General features: G+C 72.7%; 26 protein-coding genes. 5 read left to right on the top strand and 21 right to left on the bottom strand.

The window, feature by feature from the left end; all coding sequences use genetic code 11:
* Positions 1 to 37 precede the first annotated feature (37 nt).
* Positions 38 to 868: a PfkB family carbohydrate kinase gene (locus ABD297_RS18915; protein WP_344256645.1), complete on the bottom strand. Its 831-nt coding sequence runs from the start codon at positions 866 to 868 to the stop codon at positions 38 to 40.
* Positions 868 to 2235 (bottom strand): nucleoside hydrolase, encoded by a 1368-nt coding sequence (locus ABD297_RS18910; protein WP_344256644.1) that lies wholly within the window; start codon positions 2233 to 2235, stop codon positions 868 to 870. Before ABD297_RS18910 ends, ABD297_RS18915 begins: the two co-directional genes overlap by 1 nt.
* Here ABD297_RS18910 and ABD297_RS18905 point away from each other — a divergent pair.
* Positions 2234 to 3259 (top strand): glycoside hydrolase family 3 N-terminal domain-containing protein, encoded by a 1026-nt coding sequence (locus ABD297_RS18905; protein ID WP_344256643.1) that lies wholly within the window; start codon positions 2234 to 2236, stop codon positions 3257 to 3259. The two genes, ABD297_RS18910 and ABD297_RS18905, sit on opposite strands and share 2 nt — an antisense overlap.
* Before the next feature lie 373 nt (positions 3260 to 3632).
* Here ABD297_RS18905 and tsaD read toward each other — a convergent pair whose 3' ends face one another.
* The 9 genes from tsaD to glmS form a co-directional block, all read right to left on the bottom strand.
* Complete coding sequence (tsaD, locus tag ABD297_RS18900; protein ID WP_344256642.1) at positions 3633 to 4679, bottom strand: tRNA (adenosine(37)-N6)-threonylcarbamoyltransferase complex transferase subunit TsaD; 1047 nt, start codon at positions 4677 to 4679, stop codon at positions 3633 to 3635.
* Entirely contained in the window at positions 4676 to 5173 is a 498-nt protein-coding gene (gene rimI / locus ABD297_RS18895; RefSeq protein WP_344256641.1) for a ribosomal protein S18-alanine N-acetyltransferase, read from the bottom strand. The genes tsaD and rimI overlap by 4 nt, the downstream gene beginning before the upstream one ends.
* Positions 5170 to 5883: a tRNA (adenosine(37)-N6)-threonylcarbamoyltransferase complex dimerization subunit type 1 TsaB gene (gene tsaB / locus ABD297_RS18890; RefSeq protein ID WP_344256640.1), complete on the bottom strand. Its 714-nt coding sequence runs from the start codon at positions 5881 to 5883 to the stop codon at positions 5170 to 5172. Before tsaB ends, rimI begins: the two co-directional genes overlap by 4 nt.
* Before the next feature lie 135 nt (positions 5884 to 6018).
* Positions 6019 to 6492, bottom strand: a complete 474-nt coding sequence (gene tsaE / locus ABD297_RS18885) for a tRNA (adenosine(37)-N6)-threonylcarbamoyltransferase complex ATPase subunit type 1 TsaE (RefSeq protein ID WP_344256639.1) — start codon at positions 6490 to 6492, stop codon at positions 6019 to 6021.
* Complete coding sequence (locus tag ABD297_RS18880; RefSeq protein WP_344256638.1) at positions 6489 to 7739, bottom strand: alpha/beta fold hydrolase; 1251 nt, start codon at positions 7737 to 7739, stop codon at positions 6489 to 6491. The genes tsaE and ABD297_RS18880 overlap by 4 nt, the downstream gene beginning before the upstream one ends.
* On the bottom strand, positions 7736 to 8929 hold the full coding sequence (alr, locus tag ABD297_RS18875) for an alanine racemase (protein ID WP_344256637.1): 1194 nt from the start codon (positions 8927 to 8929) through the stop codon (positions 7736 to 7738). The genes ABD297_RS18880 and alr overlap by 4 nt, the downstream gene beginning before the upstream one ends.
* 72 nt (positions 8930 to 9001) lie before the next feature.
* Positions 9002 to 10669 (bottom strand): NAD(P)H-hydrate dehydratase, encoded by a 1668-nt coding sequence (locus ABD297_RS18870; protein ID WP_344256636.1) that lies wholly within the window; start codon positions 10667 to 10669, stop codon positions 9002 to 9004.
* The gene (locus ABD297_RS18865) at positions 10669 to 11019 is read right to left on the bottom strand and encodes a holo-ACP synthase (RefSeq protein WP_344256635.1); all 351 of its coding nucleotides are present in this window, start codon (positions 11017 to 11019) and stop codon (positions 10669 to 10671) included. The genes ABD297_RS18870 and ABD297_RS18865 overlap by 1 nt, the downstream gene beginning before the upstream one ends.
* A gap of 1 nt (position 11020) precedes the next feature.
* A complete protein-coding gene (gene glmS, locus ABD297_RS18860) occupies positions 11021 to 12880 on the bottom strand; it encodes a glutamine--fructose-6-phosphate transaminase (isomerizing) (protein WP_344256634.1) in 1860 nt (619 codons plus the stop codon).
* Between the two features lie 63 nt (positions 12881 to 12943).
* Between glmS and coaA the strand changes: the two genes are divergently transcribed.
* The gene (gene coaA, locus ABD297_RS18855) at positions 12944 to 13954 is read left to right on the top strand and encodes a type I pantothenate kinase (protein WP_344256633.1); all 1011 of its coding nucleotides are present in this window, start codon (positions 12944 to 12946) and stop codon (positions 13952 to 13954) included.
* A 92-nt stretch (positions 13955 to 14046) separates the two neighbouring features.
* On the opposite strand, the gene ABD297_RS18850 is transcribed toward coaA, so the two are convergent.
* The 7 genes from ABD297_RS18850 to ABD297_RS18820 form a co-directional block, all read right to left on the bottom strand.
* The gene (locus ABD297_RS18850; RefSeq protein ID WP_344256632.1) at positions 14047 to 14841 is read right to left on the bottom strand and encodes an aggregation-promoting factor C-terminal-like domain-containing protein; all 795 of its coding nucleotides are present in this window, start codon (positions 14839 to 14841) and stop codon (positions 14047 to 14049) included.
* A gap of 427 nt (positions 14842 to 15268) precedes the next feature.
* On the bottom strand, positions 15269 to 16507 hold the full coding sequence (gene phoH2 / locus ABD297_RS18845) for an RNA 5'-3' helicase PhoH2 (RefSeq protein WP_425581198.1): 1239 nt from the start codon (positions 16505 to 16507) through the stop codon (positions 15269 to 15271).
* 540 nt (positions 16508 to 17047) lie between these two features.
* Complete coding sequence (locus ABD297_RS18840) at positions 17048 to 17257, bottom strand: hypothetical protein (RefSeq protein ID WP_344256630.1); 210 nt, start codon at positions 17255 to 17257, stop codon at positions 17048 to 17050.
* Complete coding sequence (locus ABD297_RS18835) at positions 17254 to 17592, bottom strand: hypothetical protein (RefSeq protein WP_344256629.1); 339 nt, start codon at positions 17590 to 17592, stop codon at positions 17254 to 17256. The genes ABD297_RS18840 and ABD297_RS18835 overlap by 4 nt, the downstream gene beginning before the upstream one ends.
* Positions 17589 to 18260: a hypothetical protein gene (locus ABD297_RS18830; protein WP_344256628.1), complete on the bottom strand. Its 672-nt coding sequence runs from the start codon at positions 18258 to 18260 to the stop codon at positions 17589 to 17591. Before ABD297_RS18830 ends, ABD297_RS18835 begins: the two co-directional genes overlap by 4 nt.
* A 147-nt stretch (positions 18261 to 18407) precedes the next feature.
* Positions 18408 to 19373 (bottom strand): hypothetical protein, encoded by a 966-nt coding sequence (locus ABD297_RS18825; RefSeq protein WP_344256627.1) that lies wholly within the window; start codon positions 19371 to 19373, stop codon positions 18408 to 18410.
* A 128-nt stretch (positions 19374 to 19501) separates the two neighbouring features.
* A complete protein-coding gene (locus ABD297_RS18820; protein ID WP_425581196.1) occupies positions 19502 to 20293 on the bottom strand; it encodes an isoprenyl transferase in 792 nt (263 codons plus the stop codon).
* A 134-nt stretch (positions 20294 to 20427) separates the two neighbouring features.
* On the opposite strand from ABD297_RS18820, the gene trhA reads away from it, so the two are divergent.
* On the top strand, positions 20428 to 21174 hold the full coding sequence (trhA, locus tag ABD297_RS18815; protein WP_344256625.1) for a PAQR family membrane homeostasis protein TrhA: 747 nt from the start codon (positions 20428 to 20430) through the stop codon (positions 21172 to 21174).
* Between the two features lie 85 nt (positions 21175 to 21259).
* Here the strand turns inward: trhA and ABD297_RS18810 are convergent, their stop codons facing one another.
* Together ABD297_RS18810 and mca are read right to left on the bottom strand one after the other, a co-directional pair.
* Positions 21260 to 21562: a hypothetical protein gene (locus ABD297_RS18810; RefSeq protein WP_344256624.1), complete on the bottom strand. Its 303-nt coding sequence runs from the start codon at positions 21560 to 21562 to the stop codon at positions 21260 to 21262.
* Positions 21559 to 22611: a mycothiol conjugate amidase Mca gene (gene mca / locus ABD297_RS18805; protein WP_344256623.1), complete on the bottom strand. Its 1053-nt coding sequence runs from the start codon at positions 22609 to 22611 to the stop codon at positions 21559 to 21561. Before mca ends, ABD297_RS18810 begins: the two co-directional genes overlap by 4 nt.
* A 182-nt stretch (positions 22612 to 22793) precedes the next feature.
* On the opposite strand from mca, the gene ABD297_RS18800 reads away from it, so the two are divergent.
* Both ABD297_RS18800 and greA read left to right on the top strand, forming a co-directional pair.
* Complete coding sequence (locus ABD297_RS18800; protein WP_344256622.1) at positions 22794 to 23165, top strand: DUF4307 domain-containing protein; 372 nt, start codon at positions 22794 to 22796, stop codon at positions 23163 to 23165.
* A gap of 198 nt (positions 23166 to 23363) precedes the next feature.
* Positions 23364 to 23849, top strand: a complete 486-nt coding sequence (greA, locus tag ABD297_RS18795) for a transcription elongation factor GreA (protein WP_344256621.1) — start codon at positions 23364 to 23366, stop codon at positions 23847 to 23849.
* Between the two features lie 194 nt (positions 23850 to 24043).
* On the opposite strand, the gene ABD297_RS18790 is transcribed toward greA, so the two are convergent.
* The gene (locus ABD297_RS18790) at positions 24044 to 24577 is read right to left on the bottom strand and encodes a hypothetical protein (RefSeq protein WP_344256619.1); all 534 of its coding nucleotides are present in this window, start codon (positions 24575 to 24577) and stop codon (positions 24044 to 24046) included.
* Between the last annotated feature and the right edge of the window lie 267 nt (positions 24578 to 24844).

Genomic DNA, 24844 nt, shown 5'->3' with positions numbered 1-24844 from the left:
GTCGACGACTGCTCGGTGGGTTGCGTCGTGGTGGGCGTCAGAGGGCGGCGTCGGGCTGGGCACCGACCCAGCGCACGGCGGCGGCACCGGCCGCGTTGGCGACCTCGAGGGCGGCCTGGGGGTCGGCGCCGCTCGCGAGCGCCGCGGCGAGCGCCCCGCAGAACGCGTCCCCGGCGCCGACGGTGTCGCCCACCTCGCCGGACGCCACGGGTATGCCGTCGACGCCGTCGGTGCCCCACCGTGCCCCGGCTGCCCCGAAGGTGACCAGCAGCGACTGCGGCAGCAGGTCGGAGTCGGCGAGCTGGCGCATCTCGGTCTCGTTGACCACGACCGGGTCGGCGAGGGCTATGACGTCGGGCGGCAGGCCGGCATACGGCGCGAGGTTGATGACGACCCGGGCTCCGGCTGCGTGCGCGGCGCGGGCGGCGTCGGCGACGGCCCCGAGGTCGACCTCGAGCGAGCAGAGCAGCACGTCCCCGGGCCCGAGCCGGGCGGCCTCGCGCGCGAACGACGGGTCCGCCTCGGCGTTGGCGCCGGCGACGACGATGATCGAGTTCTCGCCGTGCTCGTCGACGGTGATGAGCGCGGTCCCCGTCGGGGCGCCGGCACTGGTCGACACTGCGGACACGTCGATCCCGAGCGCGCGGAGGCGGGCGGCATACGCGACCCCGGCGTCGTCATCCCCCACGCGCGCGAGCATCCGGACGCTCGCCCCGGCGCGCGCCGCGGCCGCCGCCTGGTTGCCGCCCTTGCCGCCCGCGAACCGGCCACCGGCCCGGCCGAGCACCGTCTCGCCGGGCGACGGGTGCCGCTCCACGAGGGTCACGACGTCGACGTTGAGCGAGCCGAGAACGGCGACCCGACCCATCAGCGCTCCCCCACGTGCCCGAGGAGGGTGTCGGCCCACAGACGGGCGTAGCGCGGCCCGTCGACGCCGAGGGCCACCTCGAGGCGGACCGGCGCCTCGCCGTGCGGGTCGTGGGCCATGTCGCCGCTCCAGTCCCGCCGGTCGACGATGGTGCGGCCGCGCGACCACGTGCCCGCGAGCTCCACCCGCAGCGGCAGCGTCTCGGTCGTGAGGCCGGATCGGTCGATGACGGCGCAGACGGCTCCGGCGTCGCCGATCGTGGACGCCTCACGGTCGAAGCGAGCGTTCTGGAAGGCGAGCAACCGCCCGCCGAGCTCGGCAGGCCCGCGACCACCGACGGCGACCAGCTGCTCGACCACGTCGGCCCCGACGACCGGCTCGTAGAAGACGTCGAGGCCGTACATCGTGACGGGGATGCCCAGGTCGGCCGCGGCGTCGAGGACGATGGCGGCGGCCTCCGGGTCGTGGAAGACGTTGAACTCCGCAGAGGCCGTCGCGTTGCCGACGTCGGCGGCTCCACCCATGAAGACGATCTCCGAGATGCCTTGTGCCGCATCGGGATAGGTCCGGAGCAGGAGTGCGATGTTGGTGAGTGGCGCGAGCGGGACGAGCACGACCGGCCGTTCGGCCTCGGCGGCCTCGCGACACACGTCGCGCAGCAGCTCGACCGCGTGGCGGCGGTCGACGGTGGCGGCGGCCGGGCCCCAGCCGAGGTCGCCCATGCCGTCGTCGCCGTGCACGTGCCGTGCATCGACCGGCACCTCGAGCAGGGGGCGTTCGGCGCCCCGGGCGACCGGCACGTCGGTGCGGCCGGCCGTCTCGAGCACGAGCAGCGTGTTGCGCACGACGTCGTCGACGGAGGCGTTGCCGCCGACGCACGAGACGGCGCGCAGGTCGAGGGCCGGGTGCAGGGCGGCGAGGAGCAGCGCGCACGCGTCGTCGACACCGGTGTCGACGTCGAGCACGACGGGAGTGGGTTCAGTCGTCACAGCGGAAACGTACCTGCTCGACCGTCGTCGGCCCGCGAGGGCGAGCACGACGAAGATGACTGCCACGCAACCGGGATAGGCTCGAACGATGCGCACGAGCCAGAGCCGACGACCCTCGTCCGCGGTGGGCTGGACCGTCCTGGCCGCGACCGTGACGATGGTCGCGGCGGCCTGCTCGTCCGCGCCGCCCACCGCCGGACCGTCCGCGACGGCGACGTCCCCGACGCCCTCGTCCGTCGCGACGTCGACCCCACCGACGAGCGCGCCGACGAGCACGCCCACGGGCGCCACGCCGTCGGCCACCACCTCGACGCCCGTTCCGACCCAGACGAAGCCCGCGACGCCGACCTCGTGCGCGCCGGCGATCGTCGCTCGCATGGGCGCCGACGAACGCGCGGGACAGCTGCTCATGGTGGGCCTCGGCAGCCGAGCGGGCCGCACCAGTCTCGACGCGCTCGTGGCGCGCCGGCACCTGGGCGGGGTCATCCTGCTCGGTGGCTGGACCGGCGGCATCGACGGCGTGCGCGCGACGACCCGTCACCTGTCGGCCCTCGCGTCGTCGGAGGACACCGCGGGCCTGGGCCTGCTCGTCGCCGCCGACCAGGAGGGTGGCGCGGTCCAGCAGCTGAAGGGCGACGGCTTCAGCCGTATGCCGTCCGCCCGCGTCCAGGACCAGGGCTCGCCGGGCGCCCTGACCGCCGACGCGACCCGCTGGGCCAACCAGCTGCGGGCGGCGGGCATCAACGTCAACCTCGCGCCGGTCGCCGACACGGTCCCGACGTCGATCGGTCGGGCCAACGGGCCGATCGGACAGTACGACCGGCAGTTCTCGAGCAACCCCGAGCGGGTGTCCCGGATGGTCGGCGCCTTCCTCGCCGGCATGAGGGCCGGAGGCGTGGCGGGCACGGTCAAGCACTTCCCCGGCATCGGGCGGATCACCGGCAACACGGACGTCACGGCCCGCGGCATCACGGACGGGACGACGACGGTGGACGACCCCTACCTTCGGCCGTTCCGGACCGGCATCCAGGACGGCGTCGAGCTCGTCATGGTGGGGTCGGCGATCTACAGCCGCATCGACCCCGGCACCAACGCCGTCTTCTCCCGGCCGATCGTCACCGGCCTGCTGCGCGACCGGCTCTCCTACGGCGGGGTCGTCATCACCGACGACGTGGGCGCGGCCAAGGCCGTGGCCGCCGTGCCGGTCGGCCAGCGGGCCACCCGCTTCATCGAGGCCGGCGGGGACATCACCCTGACCGCGCGCCCCAGCACCGTCCCCCTCATGCACGACGCCATCACCACCAGGATGAAGTCGAGCCCCACCTTCGCCAAGCAGGTCGAAGCAGCCGCCACCCGAGTCGTCGACCTCAAGCTGCGTATGGGCCTAGCCCACTGCCGCTGACCACCCGTCGGGTTGCCCTCAGCACCCGGACACGTGACAGTCACCAGCCCCCACCGACACCCCCGACCTCCCGGGCGCCAGCCCCCACCGACACCCCCGACCTCCCGGGCGCCAGCCCCCACCGAACCCCGACCACTTCAGGTGTGAGCGGACGAAGCGGGAGGAGGCAGCTTCACGTCGGGGCCGGGTGACACCCAGCCAGGACGAGAGCCGAGCGCTGGGTCGAGAAGGAGGGCGCGCGGGCGCCCGAGCGGCATCGGCAGCCGGCAACCGGCGTACGCGAGCAAGGGTGGGCTGGTAGGGCCGGCTGACGCTCCACGCCGCGAGGGTGTGCGCGCGCCCGACGACCCCAGCCACGCGGGCCTGAAACGACCTAAGCCTGAACCAGAGTCACCGGCATCGACGAGTCCGTAGGAAGACCGAGGTCGCTCGGCTCGCGCCCCTTGGCCACCATCTGCGCCCCGAGCGCCGCCACCATCGCGCCGTTGTCGGTGCAGAGCCCGGGCCGCGGGACGCGGAGGGTCACGCCGGCCTTGTCGCACCGCTCCTGGGCGAGCGCTCGCAGGCGGGAGTTGGCCGCGACGCCGCCACCGATCAGCAGGTGGTCGACGTCGTGCTCCTTGCATGCCAGCAGCGCCTTGCGGGTGAGCACGTCGACGACGGCCTCCTGGAAGCTCGCCGCGACGTCCGCGACGGGCACGGTCTCGCCGGCGCGCTGACGGGTCTCGACCCAGCGCGCAACGGCCGTCTTGAGCCCGGAGAAGGAGAAGTCGAATCGGTGACGCTCCATGTCGCGGCCCGTCGTGAGGCCACGCGGGAAGTCGATGGCGATCCGGTTGCCTTCTCGCGCAGCGCGATCCACGTGCGGCCCTCCGGGGAACGGCAGTCCGAGGACGCGCGCGACCTTGTCGAAGGCCTCGCCGGCGGCGTCGTCCATCGTCGCGCCGAGCGAGCGCACGTCGTTGGTGACGTCGGGGACGAGCAGCAGCGAGGAGTGGCCGCCGGAGACGAGCATCGCCATGGTGGGCTCGGGCAGCGGGCCGTGCTCGACGATGTCGACGGCGACGTGCGAGGCGAGGTGGTTGACGCCGTAGATCGGCTTGCCGAGGGCGAGGGCGAGCGCCTTCGCCGACGCGACCCCGACGAGGAGTGCGCCGGCCAGGCCGGGGCCGGACGTCACGGAGATGGCGTCGAGGTCGCGCAGCTGCACGCCGGCCTCGCGGCAGGCGCGCTCGATGGTCGGGACCATCGCCTCGAGGTGGGCTCGGCTCGCGACCTCGGGCACGACGCCGCCGAAGCGCGCGTGCTCCTCGACGCTGCTCGCGACGGTGTCGACGAGCAGCGTCTGCCCGCGGACGATGCCGACGCCGGTCTCGTCGCAGGACGTCTCGATGCCGAGGACGAGGGGCTCGTCGATCATGCGTGTCCCTTCGTGACGAGCAGGCGCATGACGAGCGCGTCCACATCGCCGGGTTGGTAGTAGCGGCGCCGCACCGAGATGACCTCGAAGCCGGCGCGGTCGTAGAGGCGACGGGCCGCGTCGTTGTCGGCCCGCACCTCGAGGAGCAGGGCCTCGACGCCGTGTGCCGTGGCGCGCCGGACGAGCTCGCTCAGCAGCACCCGTCCGATGCCGCGGCCCTGGTGGTGGGGCGCCGTGGCGATGGTCATGACGTCGGCGACGCCTCCCGAGACGTCGAGACCGGCATACCCGCTGATCGTCCCCTCGGGCGTCACGGCGACGACGTAGTCGCGGCGGGGTCGCCCGGCCAGCTCGCTCCACCAGCTGGCCTGGTTCCACGCGTCGTCGGCAAAGAGCCGCTGCTCGAGCTCCGCCAGGTGCGCGAGGTCCGTCCACTCGAGGTCGCGCAGCACGACCTCAGCGGGAGCGGCGGCCTCCGGCTGTGCCACGGTCATCCGAGCGTCGACTTCTTCGACGGCGGGGCGGGCGCCGCATCCGGACGCCGGAGATAGAGGGGCTCGAGCCCGTCGAAGCCGTGGCCCGGGTCGACGCGCTGCAGCTCGGCGTCCGGCACCGGTGGGCTCTCGTGCAGACGGCAGGCCGCGAGGTCGGCGAGCACTCCCCCGCTGACGTCGAGGGGCGCCACGGCACCGGGCAGCGCGTCGGCGTAGAGCGACGGCCCTCGCCCCGCGGTGGGCAGCGCCCGCAGCTCGGCGGGCAGGTCGGCGGCACGCGACACGACGGGCTCGGCCACGCGGTCGACGCGCTCGTCCCCGAGGACGTAGGCGGCGGCATACACCTCCTTGCGGCGGGCGTCGGTGGCGACGAGCAGGTCGCCGCGGCGCCCCTCCAGCCAGGCCTCGTGGGCGATCGCGTCGAGGCTCGTCAGGCCGCGCACGGGCAGCCCGAGGGCGAAGGCGAAGGTGCGGCCGGTGACGATGCCGACGCGCAGCCCCGTGAACGGTCCGGGACCGATGCCGACGACGACGTCGGTGACGTCGCCCGGCTCGGCGCCGGCGGACGCCAGCGCGGCGCGGATGTTGGGGGCGAGGTGCTCGGCGTGCGCGCGTGCGTCGAGGGTCGTGGACTCCGCGACCACCGAGGAGCCGTCGTGCAGGCCGACGGTGATGGCGGTCGTGGAGGTGTCGATCGCGAGCAGGAGCACGACGGTCAGGCTATCCGAGCACGAGCGGGCTCCCCGAACCCGAGGTCGTGTGCCGCGTGCCCGGGCTGGAGCGGACGCGACGTCCGCGCGAAGTCCGCGCGGGGTCAGCCGCGTGGCCCCGGGCGCCGGGTGGCGTCAGCTCGTGGGCGCGACGGCGTCGAGGACGTCGTCCCAGCGGTCGCCGACCCCGACGAGGTGAGCCGTGCGCACGTCCTCGCCCGTGATCGTCATCTCCAGGCGCTCGTCGCTCAGCTGCTCGGCGAGTCCCGCACCCCACTCGACGATGGTCACGCTCGCGTCGAGGTCGGCGTCGAGGTCGAGGTCGTCGAGCTCGAGGGCGCTCCCGAGGCGGTAGGCGTCTACGTGGACGAGCGCGGGCCCGCCGACGACCGAAGGGTGCACGCGGGCGATGACGAACGTCGGTGACGTGATCGGGCCCCGCACCCCGAGCCCCTCGGCGATGCCCTGGGTCAGCGTCGTCTTGCCTGCGCCGAGGTCGCCGGTGAGGACGAGGACGTCACCGCCGCGCAGGAGCGCCCCGAGACGCCGGCCGAAGGCCTGGGTGTCGTCGGTGGTGGCCCAGCTCAGCTCGCGCTCCACGTCGCTCATGCCCCCTTGGGCCGGGTCTGCTTGCCCCGGCGCGCACGGGCGAGCTCGGAGGCCTCCTTCTCGAGGCGCCGCTGGCGACGGTTCTTGGCGACGTCGGTGACGATGCGGCGCACGCGGGGCTGCTTGTCGACCTCGATCTGCTCGGCGCGCGCCCGGGCGGACTGGTCGACGAGCTGGACGAGGTGGGCGTTGAGCAGGTCGGGGTGCTCGAGCATGATGACGTGCCCGGCGTCGTTGACGACGATGTGCTCGGCGCCGGGGATGCCCTCGACGATGAGCTCGCTGTGCGTGGGCGGGGTGAGGATGTCGTCGCGGCCGTTGAAGACGAGGACCACGGCGTGCCGGAACTCGAGCAGCGCGGGCCGCTTGTCGAAGCCGTCGAACGTCTGGAGGTAGTCGTTGATGACGTCGAGCGGGGTGCTGAGCAGGATGTCGGCGGTGTAGCGCACGACCGACCGGGGCACGGGTGAGGCGAACGAGTTCTGCTCGACCATGAAGTGCTCGATGTCGCGGCCGACGCGGCGGATCCGGGTGAACAGGTCCGGCCGGTGGCTGAGGGGTCCGAGGACGCCGGGGCCGAGCCGCTCGAGCATGAGCCGGCCGAGCGTGGCGACGCGACCGCCGTTGGCGAGCATGATGCCGCCGGGACTCGTGGCGACGAATCCGGCACCGACGACGCGCTCGACGACGAAGCGGGGCTGCTGCTCCCCCAGCGCCAGCATCGTCATGCCTCCCATCGAGTGCCCGACGAGGACGATGTCGCCCTCGGGCACGAGCTGGTCGATGACGGTGTGGAGGTCCTGACCGAGGCGGTCGATGGTGTAGCTGTCCTTGTCGCCGCGACCGGAGCGGCCGTGGCCACGCTGGTCCCAGCTGACGACGCGGTAGCCGGCCTCCTTGAGCGCCCGACGCTGGTAGACCCAGCAGCGCAGGCTGAGGCAGTAGCCGTGGGTCAGCACGACGGTCGGGAGCTCGTCGGGGCGGTCGTGCCGGGTGGTGCCGTCGGCGGCCTCGCGGGCGGCCGCGGGGGCCGGCAGGTCGATCTCGGCGTGGAGCGGGACGCCGTCGTCGGTGAGCACGACGTGCTCCTCGTCGGGCGTGATGTCGAGCAGCTCGGGCGTCTCGAGGGCCTCCATGGCCGCGCGGTGCTTGCCGGCCCGGTCGGCGGCGATGCCCGCTGCGACGCCGGCCGCGACCCCGAGGGTGGCGGCGGCGATGCCGATGACGGGGTTGCGGCGCGCGCTCATGCGTCGTCCCCCGGAGCGCCGACGTAGAGCCTCGGCACCCGGGCGCCGAGCCTGGTGACGATCTCGTAGCTGATGGTGTCGGTCGCGTCGGCCCAGTCCTGGGCGGTCGGCTCGCCGGGGGCGCCGCCGAAGAGCGTGACGACGTCGCCCGCGCGGGCCTGCGAGCCGGGCCCGAGGTCGACGACGAACTGGTCCATGCACACCCGCCCCGCGATCGTGGTGCGCCGGCCGTCGACGAGCAGGGGGCCGACGTTGGTGGCGTTGCGCGGCACGCCGTCGGCGTAGCCGGCCGGGACGAGACCGACGACGGTGTCGACGTCGGGCACGTAGGCGTGGCCGTAGCTGATGCCCTGGCCTGCCGGCAGCGCCTTGACGAGCGCGAGCCGAGCCCGCAGCGTCATGACGGGGCGCAGGCCGAAGTCGTCGTCGACCTGCGGCACCGGCGTCAGGCCGTACATCGCGATGCCGGGTCGCACGAGGTCGGCGTGCGCCGACGGGTGCACGAGGGTCGCGGCCGAGTTGGCGAGGTGGCGCACCTCGGGCCGCAGCCCCGCCTGCTCCGCCTCGGCGACGGCCTCGAAGAAGCGCTCCTGCTGCGCGAGGACCGTGGGGTGCTCGGGCGAGTCCGCGTGCGCGAAGTGGGTCCAGATGCCGACGACCGTGACCGAGCCCTCGGCCTCGACGTGGCGGGCGTGCTGCACGAGCGTCGTCCAGTCGGGGCCGTAGGCGCCGCCCCGGCCCAGCCCGGTGTCGACCTTGAGGTGGACGCGGGCCGTGCGGCCCAGGGCCGAGGCCGCCGCGGCGATCTCGTCGAGCACCCAGGGCGCGGACGCGGAGAGGTCGATGTCACGCCGCACGGCGCCGGCGAAGTCGGCACCGGGGACGCTGAGCCAGGTGAGCAGGCGCGTCGTCAGACCGGCGTCGCGCAGCGCGAACGCCTCGGCGAACTGGGCGACGCCGAGCCACGTCGCGCCGCCCCGCACGGCCGCGCGAGCGACCGGGAGCAGCCCGTGGCCGTAGGCGTCGGCCTTGACGACGGCCATGAACTCGGACGTCGGGGCGAGGGCCCGCAGCGTGCGCACGTTGGCCTCGAGCGCCGCGAGGTCGATCTCGGCCCACACGGTCAGGCCGTGGGTGTCCGGGGCGGGGGTCGCGGTCCGGTCGGCGTCAGAGGCGTCGATCTGGCTCATGCGTGCAGTCTCGCAGTTCGTCAGGGCTGTCCGGGAACGGGGCGTTGCGACCGTGGTCGCCGCGGGGCCGGGTCAGCTCGGAGCGGACCGTCCGCGCGCCAGCAGGTCACGCACGGTCGGTCGTATGCCGTGGGCCACCGCGAGCGCCCGCAGCGGGCCGCCGCCGGAGACCCGGTCAGCCGTCACGCCGTGCACGAGCGCGCCGAGCGAGGCCGCGTCGTGGGGCGTGAGACCGGCCGCGAGCAGGGCGCCGATGACCCCGGAGAGCACGTCGCCGGCACCCGCGGTGGCGAGCCAGGGCGGTGCGTCGGCCTGGGAGCGCACCGGCTCGCCGTCAGTGACGACGAGCGTCGTCGCGCCCTTGAGCAGCACGGTGGCGCCGGTCAGGGCGACGAGGCGGCGGCCGTGCCCGAGCGGGTCGCCCTTGACGTCGTCGGCCGTGACGGAGCCGTGGCCGGGACCACGGGCTGGCAGCTCGTCACCGGCCGTGCTCGGCGAAGCTGAGCCGGCGCCCTGCTGCCCGCCGGCCGTCCCGCCCGCGGGACGGTTGACGGAGCTTCGGGCGTCGTCCGTGCTCGGGCCTGACCCGGAACCAGCCGAAGGTGCGTCATCGGTCCCCTCCGCAGCGCCCTCGAGGCGGGTCAGCAGCCGCGCGAGCTCGCCGGCGTGGGGCGTCAGGACGGTCGGCGCCGCACGCCGACCCTCGACGAGGGCCAGTCCTCCGGCGTCGACGACGACGGGCAGGTCGCTCTCGAGGGCGGCTCGCGCAGCGTCGAGCTGCGTACGGCCGTGAGTGTCGTCGGCGTCGGTGTCGAGGCCGGGGCCGACGACCCAGGCCTGGACGCGCCCGTCGCCCACGACCGCCTCGGGCACCGCCTGGTGCACGAGGCCGACGGGCGTGGGAGTGCCGACGTAGCGGAGCATGCCCACGCCGGCCTCGGCGGCCGAGGTCGTGCAGAGCACCGCGGCACCGGGATAGGCCTCGCTGCCGGCGACCACGCCGAGCACGCCGCGGGAGTACTTGTCGTCGCCGCTGCCAGGGACCGGCCACAGGGCGACGACGTCGTCCCAGGTCAGCCGCTCGACCGCGGCGGGCGCCTCGTCGACGTCGATGCCGATGTCGACGACGGTGAGCCGCCCCGTGGCGGCCTCGCCCGCCGGCAGCAGGTGGACCGGCTTGGGGGTGCCGAAGGTGACGGTCTCGTCGGCCCAGACCGCGTCGTCCTCGCCCTCCTCTCCCGCGGGGTCGAGCCCGCTGGCGAGGTCGACAGCGATGACCCACGCGTCGTCGTCGACGGCGTCGACGAGTCGCGCAGCCTCGGGACGCAGGCCCGGCCGGCCGCCGATGCCGACGATCCCGTCGAGCACGAGGTCGGCCTCGGCGACGACGTCGGCCGCGGCGGACCCGTCGTCCGCCGCCACGTGGACCATGACCCCGGCCGCCTCGGCGGCCTCGAGCCCGGCGGCGTGCACCCCGGAACGGCCGGACGTCGGCACCAGCACCACGGCGCAGGCGAAGCCCGACTCGGCGAGGTGGGCGACGGCATACAAGGTGTCCCCGCCGTTGTCGCCGGCGCCGACGAGGCCGACGACGGTCGTGCCCTCGGTGTCGGCGAGGCGGGCAACGGCGACCTCGGCCAGGCCGAGCGCGGCGCGCGACATGAGCTCACCGTCCGGCAGCTGCGCCATGGCGGCGGCCTCGGCCGCCCGGACGGTCTCGACGGCGTGTGCCCGGATCATCAGCCCTCCGCGATGACGACGGCAGACGCGACACCCGCGTCGTGCGACAGGGAGACGTGGAAGGAGTCCACGCCGAGGTCGTTGGCCCGCGCCAGCACCGTGCCGCCGATCTCGAGCGAGGGACGCCCGTCGTCGTTGGTCACGACCTGGGCGTCGGTCCAGTGCAGGCCGACGGGGGCGCCGAGCGACTTGGCCAGCGCCTCCTTGGCGGCGAACCGCGCGGCGAGGGAGGCGATGCCGAGGTGGCGCTCCTCGATCGTGAAGAGCCGCTCGCGCAGCGCCGGGGTGCGCTCGAGGGTGGCCTCGAAACGCCCGATGTCCACGACGTCGATCCCGACCCCGACGATCACGTCACTCGACCGTGACCGACTTGGCGAGGTTGCGCGGCTGGTCGACGTCGAGGCCCTTGGCCGTGGAGAGCCAGAGGGCGAAGACCTGGAGCGGCACGACGGTCAGCAGCGGAGCCAGCAGCGGCGACGTCGCAGGCACCCGGATGACCTCGTCGGCGAACGGCACGACGGCCTCGTCGCCCTCCTCGGCGATGACGAGGGTGCGGGCGCCGCGGGCGCGGATCTCCTGGATGTTGCTGACGACCTTGCCGTGCAGCCCGTGCTCGCTCGTCGGCGACGGCACGACGACGAAGACCGGCTGGCCCGGCTCGATGAGCGCGATCGGGCCGTGCTTGAGCTCGCCGGCCGCGAAGCCCTCGGCGTGGATGTAGGCGAGTTCCTTGAGCTTGAGGGCGCCCTCCATGGCGATCGGGTAGCCGACGTGGCGGCCGAGGAAGAGGACCGAGCGGGTGTCGGCCATGAACTTCGCGATCTCCTTGACCCGGCCCATCTGGCCGAGGAGGGCCTCGATCTTGGCCGGGACGCCGCCCAGCTCCTTCATGACCGACTGCGCGTCGTCCGCGTAGGAGCCCCCACGCAGCTGCGCGAGGTAGAGGCCGAGCACGTAGCAGGCTGTGATCTGGGCGAGGAAGGCCTTCGTCGAGGCGACGGCGATCTCCGGGCCGGCGTGGGTGTAGAGGACGGCGTCGGACTCGCGCGGGATGGTCGACCCGTGCGTGTTGCACACCGAGACCGTGATGGCGCCGAGCTCGCGGGCGTGCTTGACGGCCATCAGGGTGTCCATCGTCTCGCCGGACTGGCTGATCGAGACCACGAGCGTGCGCTCGTTGACGATCGGGTCGCAGTAGCGGAACTCGTGCGCGAGGGCGACCTCGACGGGGATGCGGGTCCAGTGCTCGATGGCGTACTTCGCGACCATGCCGGCGTAGGCGGCGGTGCCGCACGCGACGATGGTGATCCGGTCGACGGCCTTGAGCTGCTCCTCGGAGATGCTCATCTCGTCGAGCACGAGGCGTCCGTCGGCATCGGTGCGGCCGAGCAGCGTGTCGGCCACCGCGTGCGGCTGGTCGTGGATCTCCTTCTCCATGAACGTCGCGTAGCCACCCTTCTCGGCGGCCGCGGCGTCCCACGTGACCTCGTAGGCCTTGCCCTCGGCGGGCGTGCCGTCGAAGTTGATGACGGAGGCGCCGTCGGGCGTGATCGTGACGATCTGGTCCTGGGCGAGCTCGAGCGCGTGGCGGGTGTGGCCGATGAAGGCCGCGACGTCGGAGCCGAGGTAGTTGGCGTCGTCACCGAGGCCGACGACGAGCGGGCTGTTGCGGCGGGCGCCGACGACGACGCCGGGCTGGTCGGCGTGGATCGCCAGGAGCGTGAAGGCACCCTCGAGGTCGGCGACGACGGCCCGCATCGCGGCCGTCAGGTCGTGCTCGCGGTCGTAGGCCGCCGCGACGAGGTGCGCGACGACCTCGGTGTCGGTCTCGCTCGTGAACTCGACGCCGTCGGCGAGCAGGCCCTGCTTCAGGGCGTGGAAGTTCTCGATGATCCCGTTGTGGATGAGGGCGAGCTTGCCGTCCTTGCCGCCGCGGTGCGGGTGGGCGTTCTGGTCGGTCGGTCCTCCGTGGGTGGCCCAACGGGTGTGGCCGATGCCGGTCGTCGACGCCGGGAGCGGGGCCGTCTCGAGCTCGGCGACGAGGTTGGCGAGCTTGCCCGACTTCTTGCGGGTCTCGACGTGGTCGCCGTCCAGGAGCGCCACGCCGGCCGAGTCGTAGCCGCGGTACTCAAGGCGGGCGAGGCCCTCCATGACGACGTCGAGCGCCGTCCCGTCGTTGGACCGCCCGACGTAACCCACGATTCCACACATGAGAACCAGCCTAGGGGAACGCAGGAGGGGCCAACGCCACCCCGGGCCGTGGTGTCCGCAAGAATGGCCCCCGTGTCGGAGCCATCCAGCGGTATCGACGGGAACGGCGCCGGCGGGAGCACCGCCACCAACGGCACCGTGATCCCGTCGCCCTACGTCGAGTTCGACCGGGCCGCGTGGTCCCGCCTGCGCGAGAACCACCCGCTCAACCTCGACGACGCCGACCTCGCCCGCCTGCGCGGCCTCGGTGACCGGGTCGACCTCAACGAGGTGGAGGAGGTCTACCTCCCCCTGTCGCGCCTGCTCAACTTCTACGTCGGGGCCACCCGGCAGCTGCACCAGGTGACGAGCGACTTCCTCGGCGAGCGCCCGGCCAAGACGCCCTTCGTCATCGGGGTGGCGGGGTCCGTGGCCGTCGGCAAGTCCACGACCGCCCGCATCCTGCGCGAGATGCTCGCCCGCTGGCCCGACACCCCGCGCGTCGCGCTCGTCACGACCGACGGCTTCCTGCTGCCCAACGCCGAGCTCGAGGAGCGGGGGCTCCTGCAGCGCAAGGGATTCCCGGAGTCCTACGACCGCCGCGCCCTGCTGCGCTTCGTCGCCGAGATCAAGTCGGGACGCGCCGAGGTCACGGCACCCGTCTACTCGCACCTGACCTACGACATCGTGCCCGGGGAGCGCATCGTCGTGCGCCAGCCCGACGTGCTCATCGTCGAGGGCCTCAACGTGCTGCAGGCGCCGCAGGTGCACCCCGTGCGCGGGACGGGCCTGGCCGTCAGCGACTTCTTCGACTTCTCCGTCTACGTCGACGCGTGGGTCGACGACGTGCGCAAGTGGTACGTCGAGCGCTTCCTGCGCCTGCGCGAGACCGCGTTCTCCGACCCCGACTCCTACTTCCACCGCTACGCCGTGCTCTCCGACGAGGAGGCCGTCGCGACCGCCAACCGGATCTGGCGGGAGATCAACGGGCCGAACCTCGTCGAGAACATCCTGCCGACGCGCTCGCGCGCGAGCCTCGTGCTGTCCAAGGGCGACAACCACGAGGTCCGCCGGGTACGGCTGCGCAAGATCTGAGCCCGAGCGAGGCGTCAGGGGACGCCTGGGAGCACGTATGCCGTGTGGCGCGCTCCCCGGGGAACGCGCCACACGGCATACGACCGGTCAGGTCAGTACCAGTGCGGCGAGCGCGCCTGCCAGGTCGACCACGCGTTGCACGGGTTGCCGTAGGACATCTCGATGTACCAGAGGCCCCACTTGATCTGGGTCAGCGGGTTGGTGCGGTAGTCGGCACCGAACTGCGACATCTTGCTCGCCGGCAGGGACTGCGGGATGCCGTAGGCGCCGGAGCTGGCGTTCTCGGCGGACCAGCGCCAGCCGCTCTCGCCCGTCCACAGGTTGACGAGGCAGTTGTACTGCGCGTCGCTCGTCCAGCCGTGGTCGGCCATGAGGATGCGCGCGGCCGACTGCGGGTCGCTCTGCGCGTTGTCGATGACCTGCTGGCGCTCCTGGTCGCGCTTGGCCTTGGCGGCGGCCTGGCGGGCCAGCTCGGCCTGCTTGGCGGCCTCCTGCTTCTTCTTGGCCTCGAGCTCCTTGGCCGTGCGCAGGCCGGTGGCCGCGATGGCGGTGCGTCGCTCGTTGCGGGAGACCGAGGCGGCGGCGCGGTAGGTCGTGTCGACCGTCGCGGCGCGGGCGAGCTCGTCCGTCTGGGCGACGACGCCGCTGCCGACGACGAACGCGGCCGCGTCGGCGCCGATGAGGTTGGTGGCCTTGGCGTAGGCGAAGCCCGACGCGCCGAGGCCGAGCGCCAGGGCTCCCGCGAGGATCGGGCGCCCGACGTGACGCTTGCGCGACGTCGGCTTGGTGTGGCGGCTGCTGCGCGTCGTGTGCGGGCGCTCGGCGGCCGCCTTGACGACGGGGATGGCGCGGGTGGAGTCGAGGGCCCGACGGGCGCCCGGGGTCACCGGACGCGAGTCGTGTGGGACCGCCGGGACCTCCTCGCGCCTGGCCGTGCCGGACCGCACCGGGGAGGGGGTGGGGTTCGGACGCGGAGCGGTCGAGGGGACCGGTGCGTTGCGATGCCGGCCTTCATACCGTGCCATGAACAGACGTCACGCCTTCCTGGGTTTCGGGGGTTCGCCGGCGCGGACGTCTTCGGGCGGGAGCCCGTCGACGGCTGCGCCCGACGTGAGTACGCGATCCCGGCCCGAGGCGCTCACACCCCGAGGTGAGCGTTATCGTTCCGAGATCTTTCAACCAGACACGGTGCCAGCCGACCGTAACAGGTGCAAATCGGCGTCCACCCCTGAGACCGCCGAGGGCCGCGGATCACGTGGCCCAGCGCACAGCGTCCCCGAGAACCGTGCTCGGGGACGCCGTGAGCAGTGTGACTCAGGTCACATCGATGCCTTCGAGCATGTCGGTGACGAGCGCCGCGATCGGGCTGCGCTCGCTCCGGGTCAGCGTGACGTGGGCGAAGAGCGGGTGCCCCTTGAGCTTCTCGATGACCGCGGCCACGCCGTCGTGCCGACCCACCCGGAGGTTGTCGCGCTGGGCGACGTCGTGGGTGAGCACGACCTTGCTGTTCTGGCCGATGCGGCTCAGGACCGTGAGCAGCACGTTGCGCTCGAGCGACTGGGCCTCGTCGACGATGACGAACGCGTCGTGCAGGGACCGGCCGCGGATGTGCGTCAGGGGCAGGACCTCGAGCAGGCCGCGGTCCATGATCTCCTCGACGACCTCGGTCGAGACGAGGGCGCTCAGGGTGTCGAAGACCGCCTGGCCCCATGGGTTCATCTTCTCCGCCTCGGTGCCGGGCAGGTAGCCCAGCTCCTGGCCGCCGACGGCGAAGAGCGGCCGGAAGACGAGTACCTTGCGCTGGATCCGGCGCTCCATGACCGACTCGAGGCCGGCGCACAGGGCGAGGGCGGACTTGCCCGTGCCGGCCCGGCCACCGAGGCTGAGGATGCCGACGTCGGGGTCGAGGAGCAGGTCGAGGGCGATGCGCTGCTCGGCGCTGCGACCGTGCAGGCCGAACGCGTCCCGGTCACCGCGGACCAGCCGGATCTGCTTGTCGGCCCCGACCCGCCCCAGACCGCTTCCCCGCGGCGAGAGCAGGACGAGACCGGTGTGGCAGGGCAGCTCGGCGGCGCCGGCGTGCTCGATGCGTCCGCGGTCGTAGAGCTGGTCGAGCTCCTCGGAGCTGACCTCGAGCTCCTGCATGCCGGTCCACCCGGAGTCGACGCCCTGCTCGTGGCGGTACTCCTCCGCCTCGAGACCGCACGCCGACGCCTTGACCCGCATCGGGAGGTCCTTGGACACGATGGTCACGTCGGCGCCCTCGTTGGCCAGGTTGCGGGCGACCGCCAGGATTCGGGTGTCGTTGTCGCCGAGGCGGAAGCCCGCCGGCAGCGACGACGGGTCGGTGTGGTTGAGCTCGACGCGCAGGGTGCCGCCGTCGGTGCCGACGGCCACCGGCTTGTCCAGACGGCCCTCGCTGACCCGCAGGTCGTCGAGCAGGCGCAGGGCCTGGCGGGCGAAGTAGCCGAGCTCCGGGTGGTGACGCTTGCCCTCGAGCTCGGTGACGACGACGACCGGAAGGACGACCTCGTGCTCGGCGAACCGGAGCATCGCCCGCGGGTCGGACAGCAGCACCGACGTGTCGAGGACGTACGTCTTGTGCTCGGGCTCGCGCTGGCGAGCCGTCGTGCGTGTGGTGGCGCGTGTGGAGGCCGCGGCCGGCTTGGTGGTCGTGCTGGCAGTCGTGCTGGCGGGGTCCGACGTGACCTGACGGGTCGTACGTGCCATGTGCCACTCCCTACGCGGCGCGCTTCGCGCGCCTAATCGCTCCCGAGATGCCGGGCGGCCACCAGAGGGTGGCGTCGTGCCCGGCCCTCCGTCCTGAGCGATCGCTCCATGGGTGGGCCTCCTGGCAACGTCCGACGGGTGTCGGCCGTTGGGTCGACGGTACGACCCAAAAGTGACCCCGGCGGGGATTGACGGCCCTCGTGTCGTCGTGTCGCCCGAGTGTTCACACGGGCGTAACGCAGCGGTCGCCGGGCCGCGTCGGGTCGGCCCGGATCGACGTCGAGCGCCGACGAGGAGCCGGTCGACGTCAGCCGGCTTCGCCGGGCTCCGCCGGGCTCGCCGGGCTGCGCGGGCTCGCTGGGCTCAACGGCGCCGAGACCCCGTCAGCAGGGCGATCCCGGCCACCGACCTGGCCGGCCTCGCGTCGGGACCGACGAACACGGCATACGACAGCGAGAACAGGCCGATGCCGGCGAGCACGCCGCCGAGCACCATCGTCGTGCGGACGCCCACCGGGCCGTACGGCCGGGTGGGGTCCTCGAGCCAGGCGTAGGGCGGCGGGTCGCTGGTCACGCCCAGGGCGAGCGGCCCATGACGCGGACGTACTCGCGCTTCCAGCGCCAGCGGGCGGCGGCGATGGCCATCCCGATGACGCCGAGCCCCGCGAAGATGGCGAGGATGAGGTAGGCCACGCCCATCGCTCCCTCGGCGCCCTGGTCGGCGCCCTTCTTGACCATGAAGAAGAAGACGACGCCGACGACGGCGAAGGCGAGGAAGAAGACGAACATCAGGGCCGGTTCGCGGATCTTCAGCGTCAGCAGCCCACGCTGCTGGCTGACGTAGGAGAAGGGCTCCTTCGGCGGCGTGGCGCCGGCCGGTCCGGTCGCGCGGGGGGTCGGGGTGCTCATGCGCTGACCGCCTCGGCGTAGAGGTCCGAGACCGCACCCTGCAGGCCGTCGGCATCGACGATCCCGCCGGTGCCGGTGCCCGGGCCGGCGACGTCGGCCAGGGCCTCGAACCCCGAACCGGCCCGCCGGACGGCGAGGTTGGAGCTGCCCTCGAGCGTCTGCACCTCGAGGAAGACACCGGACTCTGGGTTGGCGGCGAACCGCTCCTGCACGAGCCCGGTGACGAGTGCCCCGGTCGCGCCGTTGCGCTCGCCGAGGCGGATGAACCACGAGGCGAGCTGGCGGGGCTGCATGAGCGCGATGACGGTGTCGGACTCGACGAGCACCGCGAAGTCCATCTGGCTGGCGTTCTCACCGACGAGCCCGACGCGGGTCCAGCGGGTGGCCGCGCCCACGGCGTACTCGACCAGGGCGGCGTTGGAGCGGGTCTGCGCCTCGCCGTCGTCGGTCACGGTGAGCCAGCCGCGCGACGCGAGGCTGGAGGCCCCGGCGAGCAGGGCGGCGTCGTCGGCCGACCGCGGGTCGAGCATGAGCAGGCGTCGCGAGCGCTCGCCGGCGGGCGTCTCGTGGCGGGCCATCAGGTAGGCGAGCTCGGCGGCCCCCAGCCCGAAGACGTCGTCGGGCAGCTCGAAACCCTCGAGCGGGGTGCCCTTCATCGGGTCAGCCATGGTTCTCCTCGGTCGTTCGCGGTCGGGCACGTCGTGCGGTTCACGGTCTCAGGTCCTGGTTCCAACGATGCCGGGCGGCCCGGCTTCCCGCCTCCCGAAGGGCCGGCGCCCCTGCAGGTCGTCGCCTCCTCGGGTCGCCGCTGCGGGTCAGAAGGGCCACGCGGCATCGGCGACGTCGCCCAGGGTGTCGGCGGCGCCGGAGGCGAAGTCACCGACCGCGTCGACCGCGTCGGACGTGAAGTCACCGACGGCATCGGCGGCGTTCGACGTGAAGTCGGTGATGGTGTCCCAGTTGTCGTAGACGAGCTGCCCCACGGCCATGCCGCCGGCGGCGATGCCGCAGACGACGTCGACCGGAGGCGGCGTCATCAGGGCGGCGGCGCCCAGGCCGGTCATGACCGAGTCGTAGCCGGCGCGGCCGTAGTGACCCTCGGAGATGTCGTTGGCCACCGTGAAGCCACCGAACGCGACCCCGATCGGGCCGAGCGCCTTGCCCACGGTGCCCAGGCTGCGGGCCAGTGCCCCGCCCTCGGTCAGGGAGGGCAGGAAGCGGGACAGCGTGCCCCAGTTCTTCGGTGCCAGCGCCTCGCCGAACTCGGCCAGCCGGCCGGTCTTCCACGCGTTCTTGAGGTTGGCGAACACGCCGGTGGTGCTGTCCCAGCTGCCGAGGTTGGACAGGAAGTTCCTGACCTTCATGCTCGTGCCGAGCAGGCCGACGGCGGTGCCGAGCCCCTTGATCGGGGTCCAGAGCGACTTGAGGAGGTCGTAGCCGGGGATGCCGCTGTTGCCGGGACCACCGGTGCCGCCCGCTCCCCCGTTGCCGCCGGAACCGCCGGCGCCCTGGCCGCTCGTCGTGTCCTGGGCACCTGCGTTGCGGCGCAGCGCCTCGGCGAGCTTGCCGAGGTCGGTGCCGAACTGCGTGAGCTGTGCCTCGATCGGGGGCCACCGGCTCATCAGGTGGTCGAGGTCGCCGCCGCCCCACTGGCCCTTGAGGGCGTGCACCGCGCGGCTCGCCTCACCCTTGACGGTGTCGCACTCGCGGGCGTGACCGGTGATGCGCTCGGCCGAGGCCCGCAGGGCCACCGGGTCGGCACCCTTCTTGTAGATCGCCATCTGTGCTGCTCCCCTGACGTCGTCGCCGCTCTCGTGTGCCGGCCCGGACGGGCCCCGGCACGTCGACCCACCCGCAACCTACGCAACCGGGCCAACCCGGACAATGGGGAGGACTCCCCTATGCCCGCTCAGCCACCGAAGCGACGGTGCCGACCGGCATACGCCCTCAGGGCACGGAGGAAGTCGACGTGGCGGAAGTCGGGCCAGTAGGCCTCGCAGAAGTAGAACTCGGACGTCGCGCTCTGCCACAGCAGGAAGCCGCCGAGCCGCTGCTCGCCCGACGTCCGGATGACGAGGTCCGGGTCGGGCTGGCCCTTGGTGTAGAGGTGCTCGGCGATGTCCTCGACGGTCAGCCCGGCGGCGATCTGCTCGATCGACTCGCCGTCGGCGGCGCGGGCGAGGAGCAGGTCCCGGACGGCGTCGGCGATCTCGCGGCGGCCGCCGTAGCCGACGGCGACGTTGACCGTCATGCCCTCGACGTCCTTGGTGCGCTCGGCGGAGGCGCTGAGGCTCGCGGCCGTCTCGGGGGGCAGCAGGTCGAGCGCCCCGACGATCTTGAGACGCCAGTTGCCGGACTCGGCGAGGTCGGCGACGGCGGTCTCGATGATCTTCAGGAGGGGCGCGAGCTCCTCCTCGGCGCGGCGCAGGTTGTCGGTCGAGAGCAGCCAGAGCGTGACGTACTCGACGCCCGCGTCACGGCACCACTCGAGCAGCTCCTCGATCTTGTCGGCGCCCGCCTGGTGGCCGCTCGCCGTGCCGGCGCCGCGCGCCTTGGCCCAGCGGCGGTTGCCGTCGAGCATGACGGCCACGTGGCGCGGGAGCGCCTCCTTGGGGAGGTCCTTGAGGACTCGGCGCTCGTATGCGCCGTAGACCACATCGCGCCACCCCACGGGGCCTCCTCGTCGACTCGCTCGTGTCATCGCCGGTCAGGTCTGGGCAGCCCGGGAGAGCCGCGGTCCCACCGTACCCCTCGCCCTCCGAGCGCCCGCGGCGGTCGGGAAGACCCGAACCTACGCTTCCGTAACCTACGGTTGCGTAGGTTACACTCGGGCCCATGAGCAGCCCCCTCGAGCCGACCCACGAGGCCACCCCATTCCCGAGCACCGAGGCGAGCACCGAGGCGAACGCGAGCGCTCCGGTCGCCGACCTCGTCGCGACCGTCAAGCCCCGCCTGCGCGGCTGGCTGCACCTGGCGATGTTCCCCGTCGCCGTCCTCGGGGGCCTCGCGCTCGTGCTCGTCTCCGACCCCGGGGCCGTGCGCACCGCCTCGATCGTCTTCACGATCAGCGCGGCCCTGCTCTTCGGCGTCTCCGCCGTCTACCACCGGGGCACGTGGGGCCCGAAGATGTCCGGGCTGCTCAAGCGCTTCGACCACTCGAACATCTACCTCATCATCGCCGGCACCTACACGCCGTTCGCGGTGACCCTGCTGCCGACCGGCCAGGCCCGGCTGCTGCTGTCGGTCATCTGGGGCGCTGCCGTGGCCGGGGTGCTCTTCCGCGTCTTCTGGGTCAGCGCGCCGCGCTGGCTCTACACCGCGCTCTACCTGGCGCTCGGCTGGGCGGCGGTCTTCTACGTCGTGCCGTTCTGGCGCCAGGGCGGTCCGCTCATCGGCTCGCTCATCGGCCTGGGCGGCCTGCTCTACACCGCCGGCGGCATCGTCTACGGCACGAAGCGGCCCAACCCGTGGCCCCGCTGGTTCGGGTTCCACGAGGTCTTCCACGCCTTCACCCTCGGCGGTTTCCTCACGCACTTCACCGCGGTGATGCTCGCCGTGATCGGCTACCAGGCCGCCACCTGAGCGTCCCCGTGACATGACGAACGCCCCGGCAGGTTCTGCCGGGGCGTTCGTCATCCGTCGATGGCGTATGCCGTGTGCCCGGGTCTCAGGGACGCGTGGCCCCTCCGCGGGCGTCGGGGTCCTCGCCCGGCTCGGCCTGCGAGGTCGAGTCCGCTGACGGGTCCGGCTCGCCGGGTGCGGGGGTGCGGGCGCTGCCGCGGCTCGAGCGGTCGACGCCGGCGTCAGCGTTGGCCGCGAACTCCTCGGCGCGGTCGCGGTCGCGGTAGGCCATCCGGCGAAGGCGGCTGTTCATGTTGCGCACGAGGAACCACAGCGCGATGGCCAGCACGAAGAAGGCGATGAAGCCCCAGATGCCGGGCCCGACCGGGAGATTGCCGCCGCCGCTCACCTCGCGCTCGCCTTCTCCGAGCCCCGCGCGCTGTCGTCCTCGTCGGCGTGCGTCTCGGAGCTGTCGCCGCGGGCGCGGCCGTGCTGCGTCTCGGCCTCTTCCGGCTCGGGCTCGGGCTCCTCGGTGATGCGACCGTCGTGGACGAGCTCGAGGTCGGTCCGGGTCGCGAGCGCGTCCGCCTCGGCGACGCCGCCGAGACCGGCGAAGAGGTCGTCCTCGCCGTCGACGATCGGCACGTACGACAGGGCCGCCTCGAACTCCTCGACGCCCCAGACCCGACGCTGGATCTCGAGCGGCACCTGGAACCAGAAACCGTCCGGGTCGACCTGGGTCGCATGGGCCAGGAGCGCCCGGTCACGCGTCTCGAAGTGCTCACCACACGCGATCGTCGTCGTGGGCAGGCCCGAGCGGCGCGGCTTCCAGTTGGCCAGCCACTCGGCATACGGGCTCTCGAGGCCCTCGGCGAGCATGGCGTCGTGGATCGCCTCGAGCCGCGGTTTGGACCAGCCGCCGTTGTAGTAGATCTTGAGCGGCTGCCAGGGCTCGCCCGCGTGCGGGTAGCGCGTCGGGTCGCCGGCCGCCTCGAAGGCCGCCATCGACACCGTGTGGCACATGATGTGGTCGGGGTGGGGGTAGCCACCCTTCTCGTCGTACGTCGTCATGACGTGCGGGCGCCACGCGCGGATGACCCGCACAAGCGCCTCGGTGGTGACGTCGATGTCCTCGAGGGCGAAGCAGCCGACCGGCAGCGGCGGCAGCGGGTCACCCTCGGGCAGGCCGGAGTCGACGAAGCCGAGCCACGTGTGCTCGCAGCCGAGCACCTCCTGGGCGGCCTTCATCTCGTCGCGGCGCACCTGGGCGATGTCGCGCAGGATGTGCGGGTCGTCCTTCAGCTTCTCGTTGAGGATGTCGCCGCGCTCGCCGCCCGTGCAGGAGACGACCATGACGGACGCGCCGGCGGCGACGTACCTGGCCGTCGTCGCGGCGCCCTTGCTCGACTCGTCGTCGGGGTGCGCGTGCACCGCCATCAAACGCATGCCCTCGGCCACGTGGCTCCCTGTTCGTCCGGAGTGTCTTGGGGTGGGTGCAGGCGGCTCACGGTCTCCCGATGCCTGCCGGCGCCCGGGCCGCTGCCCTCCGGCGTGCTGCCATGGGAGAGACTGGGCCCGACTGCCATCCTCTCACTCCCCTGCGCCCTTCGACGCGCGGGCTCGAACCGCCAGGACCCCGTATGCCGTCCCGCCCGACCCTGCCCCGCCCAGCCCCCGGTCAGCTCAAGTGGTGGGTCGTCGGCGCCGTCGGCATCCTCGCCGGCGTGGCGCTCGTGATCTGGTTCGGCCTCTCGGCGACGCTCGGGCAGCCGTCGTGGGACACGCTCGGCTACAAGGTGGTCAGCGACCAGCAGGTGCGCGTCGACTTCCAGGTCACCCGGCCCGGCGGTCGCGCCATGACGTGCACGGTCGAGGCGCTGGCGCGGGACTTCTCTCCGGTCGGCACGAGCACGGTGCGCGTGGTCGCCAGCGCCGAGGAGACGACCACCGAGTCGGCCACCCTGCGCACCACGTCGCGGGCCGTCACCGGGCAGGTCAAGACCTGCTCCTGACCTGCGCCTTTTCAGGACCGAAAGCGGCGTGAACTGCATCTTCGCCGTTCATTTTGTTATCCTGAATGCTTCATCCAGGGTCCGGACCCGTCGCCGACCGGCATACGAGTTGTCGACATCCCCGTCCGGGCCCATCTTTTTGTGCAGGCGCCCACGCGGAGCACCGCGTGGGCGCTGTTCATCCAAGGAGTGACAACCGTGACCGAGACTGCCGCTGGCTTCCTGACCCAGGAGGCCCATGACCGCCTCAAGGCGGAGCTGGACCAGCTCACGGGCGAAGGTCGCCTCGAGATCGCACGCAAGATCGAGGAGGCCCGCGAGGAGGGCGACCTCAAGGAGAACGGCGGCTACCACGCCGCCCGCGAGGAGCAGGGCAAGATGGAGGCCCGCATCCGCCAGCTCACCGAGCTGCTCCAGACCGCGACCATCGGCGAGACGCCCCCCGACGACGGTGTCGTCGAGCCGGGCATGCTCGTGACCGTCGAGATCTTCGGCGACGAGGAGACCTTCCTGCTCGGCAACCGCGAGATCGCCGACGGCTCGGACCTGCAGGTCTTCTCCGAGAAGTCCGCCATGGGCGCCGCGATCAACGGCAAGAGCGTGGGCGAGAGCACGTCGTACGAGGCGCCGAACGGCAAGACGATCGACGTCAAGATCGTCGCCGCCAAGCCGTACACCGGCTGAGCGCCACACCAGCCTGACCAGGACGGGCCGGATCCCCACAGGGGACCCGGCCCGTTCCCGTACCCCCAACCCCTCCCCCGTCGAAAGGCCAAACTTCGCGGGTCCCCACCCGTCGAGAGGCCAAACTTCGCGAGTCCTCACCCGTCGAGAGGCCAACCTCAACAGCACGCATCCGTCGACGGTCGCGAGCCACGTCAGTCCCGACGCCGTCGGGGCCGCGCGAACTGTGCCGGCGCGAGGAACTGCGGCTCGGCGGCCATGACGTCCAGCAGGTGGGCGCTCACCCCCAGGTGGCCGGCGAGCTCTCTCAGCTTCGCTGCCCGATGAGTCGAATCGAACACATCGGGCGCGAGGATTTCGACCACGATCCAGTCCCCGCGGACCACTCGGTCACGCCGCACACCGTCATGGATTCGATCCCTCAGCCGGGTGTGGAACTCGACGCCGAGATACTCGCCGACGACACGTTGCTCCTCCCAAACGAGGTCACCGCACCCGAGCCACTCTCCGCCGCGGCCTACGACATCGACGTTGTGGCGCGGCTCGGGCAACCCAGCCCGCACGACCATGAGGCGACTTCGCGTCTCCATCGGGGACCACGACCCCAGGCGGACTCGGGGAAGCGCGAAGGTCAAGGTCACTTTCCCGCGCGGGCGGGACCGGGTCTCGATCGCCCTCTTGAGCGGCGAGATGTCACCGAGGAGATTGGCCGCCGCATCACCTGCCATGATGAGGTCGTCCAGTCCGACAGGGCGCCCCGGACCTACGTATTGACCGAGATCCGCCCAGGTGTCTGCAGGTCCCACAACCGGCAGGCCGTGTATGTCGACCACTCCACGAGACTCGAGTCCGCGGTGACCCACCACCTTGAACCGCTCCGGGATTGATGGAGGCTCCCAACCCGCGAAAGGGTGGAGTCATGCCAGCACCGAGGAAGTACCCGGACGAGCTGCGTGAGCGCGCGATCCGGCTCGTCATGGACCTGGTCGAGGAGC

It is taken from the genome of Terrabacter carboxydivorans (assembly GCF_039532035.1).
Classification (GTDB): Bacteria; Actinomycetota; Actinomycetes; order Actinomycetales; family Dermatophilaceae; genus Terrabacter; species Terrabacter carboxydivorans.
The sequence above is the reverse complement of the archived record's forward strand: the minus strand, read 5'-3'. Positions and strand labels throughout refer to the sequence as shown.

Coding starts and splice junctions, on each gene's coding strand:
- ABD297_RS18915 (WP_344256645.1), bottom strand. CDS start 868: ATGGGTCGGGTCGCCGTTCTCGGCTCGCTCAACGTCGACGTCGTGACC.
- ABD297_RS18905 (WP_344256643.1), top strand. CDS start 2,234: ATGGGCGCCGACGAACGCGCGGGACAGCTGCTCATGGTGGGCCTCGGC.
- ABD297_RS18910 (WP_344256644.1), bottom strand. CDS start 2,235: ATGCGAGCGACGATCGCCGGCGCGCACGAGGTCGGCGTCGCGGGCTTC.
- tsaD (WP_344256642.1), bottom strand. CDS start 4,679: ATGATCGACGAGCCCCTCGTCCTCGGCATCGAGACGTCCTGCGACGAG.
- rimI (WP_344256641.1), bottom strand. CDS start 5,173: ATGACCGTGGCACAGCCGGAGGCCGCCGCTCCCGCTGAGGTCGTGCTG.
- tsaE (WP_344256639.1), bottom strand. CDS start 6,492: ATGAGCGACGTGGAGCGCGAGCTGAGCTGGGCCACCACCGACGACACC.
- ABD297_RS18880 (WP_344256638.1), bottom strand. CDS start 7,739: ATGAGCGCGCGCCGCAACCCCGTCATCGGCATCGCCGCCGCCACCCTC.
- alr (WP_344256637.1), bottom strand. CDS start 8,929: ATGAGCCAGATCGACGCCTCTGACGCCGACCGGACCGCGACCCCCGCC.
- ABD297_RS18870 (WP_344256636.1), bottom strand. CDS start 10,669: ATGATCCGGGCACACGCCGTCGAGACCGTCCGGGCGGCCGAGGCCGCC.
- glmS (WP_344256634.1), bottom strand. CDS start 12,880: ATGTGTGGAATCGTGGGTTACGTCGGGCGGTCCAACGACGGGACGGCG.
- coaA (WP_344256633.1), top strand. CDS start 12,944: ATGGCCCCCGTGTCGGAGCCATCCAGCGGTATCGACGGGAACGGCGCC.
- phoH2 (WP_425581198.1), bottom strand. CDS start 16,507: ATGCTCCGGTTCGCCGAGCACGAGGTCGTCCTTCCGGTCGTCGTCGTC.
- ABD297_RS18835 (WP_344256629.1), bottom strand. CDS start 17,592: ATGAGCACCCCGACCCCCCGCGCGACCGGACCGGCCGGCGCCACGCCG.
- ABD297_RS18830 (WP_344256628.1), bottom strand. CDS start 18,260: ATGGCTGACCCGATGAAGGGCACCCCGCTCGAGGGTTTCGAGCTGCCC.
- ABD297_RS18825 (WP_344256627.1), bottom strand. CDS start 19,373: ATGGCGATCTACAAGAAGGGTGCCGACCCGGTGGCCCTGCGGGCCTCG.
- ABD297_RS18820 (WP_425581196.1), bottom strand. CDS start 20,293: ATGACACGAGCGAGTCGACGAGGAGGCCCCGTGGGGTGGCGCGATGTG.
- trhA (WP_344256625.1), top strand. CDS start 20,428: ATGAGCAGCCCCCTCGAGCCGACCCACGAGGCCACCCCATTCCCGAGC.
- ABD297_RS18800 (WP_344256622.1), top strand. CDS start 22,794: ATGCCGTCCCGCCCGACCCTGCCCCGCCCAGCCCCCGGTCAGCTCAAG.
- ABD297_RS18790 (WP_344256619.1), bottom strand. CDS start 24,577: ATGGCAGGTGATGCGGCGGCCAATCTCCTCGGTGACATCTCGCCGCTC.